The organism is Marinitoga sp. 1154 (assembly GCF_013363285.1).
GTDB lineage: Bacteria > Thermotogota > Thermotogae > Petrotogales > Petrotogaceae > Marinitoga.
The window spans coordinates 1-4068 of sequence record NZ_LBFB01000043.1 but is presented as its reverse complement, the minus strand read 5'-3'; the positions used below and the strand labels follow the sequence as shown (position 1 = coordinate 4068).

At 27.9% G+C, this 4068-nt stretch carries 2 protein-coding genes and 1 pseudogene; 1 reads left to right on the top strand and 2 read right to left on the bottom strand.

The features are described from left to right. Positions 1 to 659 (top strand): annotated as a pseudogene (locus tag XO12_RS10850) (transcriptional regulator); the annotation flags it as partial. A 428-nt stretch (positions 660 to 1087) separates the two neighbouring features. On the opposite strand, the gene ispG reads toward XO12_RS10850, so the two are convergent. Together ispG and XO12_RS10840 are read right to left on the bottom strand one after the other, a co-directional pair. Next, the gene (gene ispG / locus XO12_RS10845) at positions 1088 to 2158 is read right to left on the bottom strand and encodes a flavodoxin-dependent (E)-4-hydroxy-3-methylbut-2-enyl-diphosphate synthase (RefSeq protein WP_047266075.1); all 1071 of its coding nucleotides are present in this window, start codon (positions 2156 to 2158) and stop codon (positions 1088 to 1090) included. A gap of 14 nt (positions 2159 to 2172) precedes the next feature. Further along, entirely contained in the window at positions 2173 to 3684 is a 1512-nt protein-coding gene (locus XO12_RS10840; RefSeq protein ID WP_052913228.1) for a site-2 protease family protein, read from the bottom strand. Positions 3685 to 4068: the final 384 nt, after the last annotated feature.

The following is a 4068-nucleotide window of genomic DNA, read 5'->3' as shown; positions in this document are numbered from 1 at the left end:
ACTTATTTGAACCAAATAATATAGAATTTAATATATATGATGAAAACATAAAATTCTTATATATAAACGGAGTAATAGACAATTGTGAAGGCATATGCTGTGTAAAAGTGCCGTTGTATTACAAAGCGTTATATGCAAGATTTAAACCACAAATCAATGGAGAAAAATCGCAAATGAAACCATTTGATGAAAGTATAAAAAAATATCTAAACAAAGATGGAAGTCTGGATTTAAACAAATTGATGAAAAGATATATAGAATATATAAAATCAAGAGGAGCAGTAATGTTCAAGGGCAGAAACTATTACGAAGGAGTATATCAATACAATCTTGATCAATTTCTTAGTTTGTATGTAGAAGCGGCAGATGGAAAAGTATATCCAGAAACACAAATAGGCGGAGGAAGAATAGATTTATTGATCAATTTAAACAATAAAGAATATTTAATAGAAATAAAAGCAAATATAGATGAAGATCAATATGAAAAATCAAAAAAGCAACTAAAAGAATATATAAAAAGGAAAGGGATAAAAGAAGGATGGTTAATAATATATTCAAATACAATAAAAGATTTTGAATATAATTTAGAAAAAGAAAATGGAATAAAATTACATATATGGTTTATAAAAACTAATTTCGAAAATCCATCAAAAATATAGAAAGGGGCTATCCAAAATTCTGTGTAAATTAATAATAGTTGGTTAATGATAATTATTATAAAATATTAGCAAATATAAAGTTTTTTCTTAGATTTTCGTAAAATTAATGCACTTTGTGAAATTTAAATGTTAGAGTTATAATTTTTCCGTAATTATATATTTTTCATTTACTTAAAATTAATTTTGGGATGTGGTGACACTTTTGCTTTTAATAAAAAGTTAACAATTGCTGTTTTAAGTTATATTAAAGCGTTATCTCTTTTTCTGAAAAAATAACTGTCAAACTCAGGAAAAAAAACAAGCCTTAAAAATAGGCTTGTTTTTGAAAAATCAGATTATTGCACATATTATTTTTCAAAAAGGGTATTGACATAATCAAAACTCTAAAAAGAATCTCTTAGTTGCAGTATTTCCAGATATTTTATATTTTATGAATTTTTATCAAAATTTTTTCTTTCTTCTATTAAAATTTCAATGTATTTTTTGAAAGTGTTTTCGAGTTTTTCGAAAAGAACAGTTTCAGCAATTTTACCGTTAATAAATATTGCACCGCCTGTTTTGGTTCCAGCTATGCCAATATCAGCATGTTTTGCTTCTCCTGGTCCGTTTACAACACAGCCCATTACCGCAATATTTAAACTTTCATTAATATTTTTAGTCCAGTCTTTAACTTTTGTAGCTAACTCTTCTACATTTATTTCTGTTCTTGCGCAGGTTGGGCAAGCTATAACTCTGGGGCCTTTTTTAAATCCTAACAAAGTTAATAATTTTTTTGCAGCTAATACTTCTTTAATAGGATTTCCTGCTATGGAAATTCTAATTGTATCTCCAATATTATTTAATAGTAATGTTCCAAGTCCTGCAGAAGATAATATTAAAGCATCCTCATAAATTCCAGCTTCAGTAATTCCTATATGCAAAGGATATGGTACCTTTTCTGAAATATATTTATTAGCCAAAAAGTTTTCTTTAGCATCAGTTGATTTTATTGAAATTACGATATCTGTGAAGTTTAATTCCTCCATTATTCTCACTTCTTCTAAAGCACTTTCAGCTAAGGCTTTAAATCTTGGCATATTCGAATTTTCAAATTCTTTTTTTATAGAACCGGAATTTGCTCCTACCCTGATGGGTATATTTGCATCTTTTGCAGCTTTTACAACTTCTTTTACTTTCCATTTACTGCCAATATTTCCAGGGTTGATCCTTATTTTTGCAGCTCCAGCTTTTATGGATTCTATAGCTAACCTGTAATCAAAATGTATATCAGCAACTATAGGGACAGGAGATAAATTACAAATTTGTTTAAAAGAAGAAATATCATCAAAATTTCTAACAGAAACCCTTACTATTTCAGCACCTGCATTAGATAAATTTATAATTTGCCGTATTGTACTTTCTGTATCAAGAGTGTCGGTATTTGTCATACTCTGTATAGAAATAGGATTATTTCCTCCAATTGGGATATCTTTTACATAAACTATTTTTTTTGAAAACATAAATATACCTCCGATTACTTAAAAAATCTTAAAATATCGTTGTAAGTAAAATAGACAAAGAGTCCCATTAATATTATAAAACCTATAGTATGAATCATAGCTTCTACCTTTGGGTTAGTTCTTTTACCTGTTATCATTTCATAGATTGAAAAGATAATTCTTCCACCATCCAGAGCGGGTATAGGTAATAGATTAACAATTCCAAGGTTTAATGTAATTAATGCTATTAATGAAATTAAAGCTTCAGGACCAGCCTTTGCTGCCTGTCCAACAACACCAGCGATTCCAACAGGTCCCATTACTTCGGTAGTCTTAACCTTTCCTGTAAATAATTGAGAAATCGTATCAACCATAGCTTTTAACAATGTGTTAGCCCATTGTATGGAAACAGTTATTATTTCAAAACCTTTTGGTCGCCATTTATCAAAAGCATATTTAAGAATCAAAGGTTCTTGAAGTATTTTAAAAAATTCTTTTTTACTTAAAGTAAGATCCATAGTTTTTCCATTTCGAAGAATAATTATATTTAAATTATCTGAATTTATGGGCGTGATATATTCTGAAATCCTATTATTAGTTATGGTAATCATAATATCTTCTGAATCTAACGATAAAGGAGTTAAATATTTTATTATATCCAAGCCATTATTTATTGCCTTAGAATTAATGCTTAGTATAATGTCGTCTTTTTTAAAAGGTGGATAATCTTTGTTTATTATATTTGAAAAAGTAGCAAAATAAACACCTATAGCATATCTTTTTTGAGAAATATTATAACCTTTGATTTTTCCTTCTATTTTCGAACCATCATTTAGTTCAATTATTAGTTTATCTCCTTTTTCTAAATTGGGTAAAATAGATCCTATGTTTTCTGGTGGATTTAAATTAAACGATTTGATAGTTTTATTATTTAAATTAACTATTTTTTCTGATTTAAATATAATGGTGTATTCTGGATTGTATAATTTAGGCGCTATTTCTAAATTAATAATATTATTGTTTCTTAAAATTTCCAAATCTAAAAGCTTACCCTCTTTAATAGCGAGGCTCAAAATAGAACTATCAAAAACAATATTATTGTTTACTTTTTTTATAACATCACCAGGTTTAATACCGACATAATAAGCAGGTGAATCATCTATAACATCTTCTATCTTAACTTCTGGGAATCCATATAACAAACCGGAAATTGATAAAACAATATATCCCAGAATAATTGAAAATAAAGGTCCAGCAAAGGCAATTAGAAATTTTTGCCATGGTTTTTTGTTGTAAAATAATTCTGGATTATCAGATAGCTCACCATCTTCAATTTCTTCGCCTGCTATTTTAACATATCCTCCAAGAGGAATGAGATTAAATCTAAATTCAGTTTCTTTTCCTTTATAAGAAAATAATTTTGGTCCCATACCTATGGCGAATTCTTCAACCTTTGTTTTAAATAATTTTGCAAAGATAAAATGTCCTAATTCATGAAAAAACACAACTATTGTTATAACAACCATGAACCAAAAAAGAGTTATCATTAAAACACCTCCGTGATTATTAGATTTTTTAAGTAATATTAATTTTAACATATATATGTTAAATAGGTATAATGTAGTATGAAATATTATAGTAATAAAAATTACATTAGGATTTTTTAGGGAATACAGTCTATAATATATCTTTATTTGTAGTATTTTTATATTTATTTAAAATTGAAAAAAGGCATGAAAACCAATCTCTCGATGAATTCACTAATGATTAACAAAAATTAACGGTATTGTAAGTTGACAAAAGGGAAGAAAGGTGGTAATATATATACTCGGACGCGGACGAAGAGCCGCGGGAAGGAAAGGAAAGCTCCTTGACAAGTGAACAGAGACACCCAGCGGAAGTAAAAAAGAGAGTGAGCGATCGAACTCGAA